The sequence below is a fragment of the Micromonospora sp. NPDC007220 genome, assembly GCF_040634035.1.
Lineage (GTDB): Bacteria > Actinomycetota > Actinomycetes > Mycobacteriales > Micromonosporaceae > Micromonospora > Micromonospora reichwaldensis.
This window is the reverse complement of the sequence record NZ_JBEYEU010000061.1, coordinates 1-2,816: the sequence shown is the minus strand read 5'-3', so window position 1 is coordinate 2,816 and position 2,816 is coordinate 1. Positions and strand designations below refer to the sequence as shown.

Annotated in this window: 1 protein-coding gene; it reads left to right on the top strand. The window is 73.1% G+C overall.

Annotation, left to right across the window (positions count from 1 at the left end):
- Positions 1-63 precede the first annotated feature (63 nt).
- A partial coding sequence (locus ABZ573_RS32420; protein WP_358122911.1) for an AMP-binding protein occupies positions 64-2,816 on the top strand: 2,753 nt, incomplete at its 3' end.

The following is a 2,816-nucleotide window of genomic DNA, read 5'->3' as shown; positions in this document are numbered from 1 at the left end:
ATCTTCCCGGTGGAGACCGAGCAGGCGGGTCCGGTGGTGCCGATCGGCCGTGCTCTGCCGGGCATGACGATGTACGTGCTCAACGGGGACCTGCACCTTGCCCCGGTGGGTGTGGTCGGCGAGCTGTACGTGGGCGGTGTGGGTGTGGCCCGGGGCTACGCGGGTCAGCCGGCGCTGACGGCCGAGCGGTTCGTGCCCGACCCGTTCGCCGCAGCCGGAGCCGGCAATGAGCCCGGAACCGCGGCCGGGGCGCGGATGTACCGCACCGGGGACCTGGTGCGGCGGTTGCCCGACGGGGCGGTGGAGTTCGTCGGGCGGGTCGACCACCAGGTGAAGATCCGCGGCTACCGGATCGAACTCGGCGAGATCGAAGCGGTCGTCGAGGGCACCGACGGCGTCGGCGACGCGGTCGCCCTGGTCGGCGAGTCGGACCGGCTCGTGGTGTTCTACCGGCCGGCCGCGCCGGCCACGGAGCTGGCGGACCGGATCCGGCAGCGGTGCGCGGAGCACCTGCCGGAGTACATGGTCCCGGCCGAGTTCGTCGCCGTGGAGGCGATCCCGCTCAACGCCAACGGCAAGGTCGACCGGGCCGCCCTGTGGGACACCGCGGTGCCCGCGCAGCGGCAGCACGTCGCCCCGGCGACCGAGCTGGAGGAGCGGCTGGCGGAGATCTGGGGCCAGGTGCTCCAGTTGGAACAGGTCAGCACCCGGGACAGCTTCTTCGACCTCGGCGGGCACTCCATCAGCGCCATCGCGCTCGTGGGCGCGCTGCGCGGCGCCGGGCACCCGGTCTCGGTGCGCGACGTCTTCGTGCACCGCACCGTCGCCGCCCTGGCCGCGCACCTCGCCGGCGGGGACGACCAGGAGGCGGCGCCCGCCTTCCGGGCCGTCGCCCCGTTCAGCCTGCTCGACGACGCCGACCGGGCCAGGCTGCCCGCCGGGCTCGCCGACGCGTACCCGTGCGCGCAGGTGCAGCTCGCCATGCTGGTGGTGACCCTCTCCGACTCGGAGCGGCGCACCTACCACAACGTGTCGGCGTTCCCGATCCGCGACGAGCACGCCTTCGACGGCGACGCGCTGCGCCGGGCCGTGCGGACCGTCGTGGATCGGCACGAGATCCTGCGTACGTCGTTCGACCTGACCGGCTTCTCGGTGCCGATGCAGCTCGTGCACGCCGAGGTGCCCGTCGACGTCACGCTGCTCGACCTGCGCGACGGCACGGACGAGGAGGCCGAGAGCCGGCTGCGGGCGTACCTGGCCGCCGAGCGGTCCCGGCCGTTCACCCCCGACCAGGTCCCGCAGATGCGCATCGCCGGGGCGGCCGGCCGCAACGACACGTGGTGGTTCGTGCTGACCATGTCGCACGGCATCCTCGAGGGCTGGAGCCACCACTCGCTGCTCATGGAGATCCTCGACAACTACCGCAGCCTGCGCGACACCGGCGCACCGGCGGCGTTCGAGGCACCCCCGGTCCGCTACGCCGACTTCGTCGCCGGCGAGATCGAGGCGCTGGCGGCGGCCGAGGACCGCGACTACTGGCAGGACGTCGTCGCCCGCCCGGTCTTCGAGCTGCCCGCCGGCTGGGGCGAGGACGAGTCGGTCCCGGAGTACGAGTGCGGCACCCGCGTCCCTCTGCACGACCTGATGGACGACCTGCGCGAGCTGGCCAGCCGTACCGACACGTCGCTGAAGAGCGTGCTGCTGGCCGCGCACCTGAAGGTGATGAGCCAGCTCACCGCCGAGCCCGTGTTCACCAGCGGACTGGTCAGCCACGGCCGGCCCGAGGTGACCGGCGCCGACCGGGTCTACGGGATGCACCTGAACACGCTGCCGTTCGTGCACGACGCGGGCGCGCGTACCTGGCGGGAGCTGATCCGCAACACCTTCGCCGGGGAACTGGAGCTGTGGCCGCACCGCCGCTACCCGCTGCCGGCCGTGCAGCGCCTGGGCGACGGGCGTCGGCCGATCGAGATCCTCTTCAACTACCTCGACTTCGAGCAGGTCGACACCGAGCGGGTCGACTTCGAGGACGCCATCTACGAGGCCAGCGGCGAGTTCGGCCTGCACGTCTCCACCCTCGGCGGGGTGCTCAACATCCTGGCCCGGCCGCACCAGGTCAGCTACCCCAACGTCCTGCGGCTCGGTGGCATGTACCGGGCGGTGCTGGAGGCGATGGTCGCCGACGTGGACGGTGACGCGTCGGTGGTGTGCCTGCCTCCGGGTGAGGCGTCGGTGGTGCTGGCCGACGGGGCGTCGGCGGTGGAACCCGTGTCGCGTTCGGTCCTCGCCGAGTTCGAGGCGCGGGCGGCCGAAGCGCCGTCGGCGGAGGCCGTGTCCGAGCCGGACGGTCGGTCGGTCGACTTCGCGGGCCTGGACGCCCGCGCCGCCGCGATCGGGCGGAGCCTGGTCGGCCGGGACGTGGGTGCCGGTGCGGTGGTGGGTGTGCTGCTGGACCGGGGCGCCGAGCTGGTGGCGTCGATGGTGGGGGTGTGGAAGGCGGGTGCGGCGTTCGTGCCGGTGGATCCGTCGTACCCGCCGGGTCGCATCGCCGCGATGCTCGCCGACGCTGGCGCCCGCGTCGCGATCACCTCGCAGCGGTACGCGGACAGGTTCGCCGGCGCCGGGGTCGACGTGCTCCGGGTGGACGAGATCGTGGACGACGGCGCCGAGGAGGTCACGGCCGACGGTGCCGTGCGCGCGGCCCTGCCCGGGCCGATCGACCTCGACGAGTTGGCGTATGTGATTTTCACGTCGGGGTCGACGGGTCGGCCGAAGGGTGTGCAGGTGTCGCACCGGGGGTTGGCGAATCATGTGCG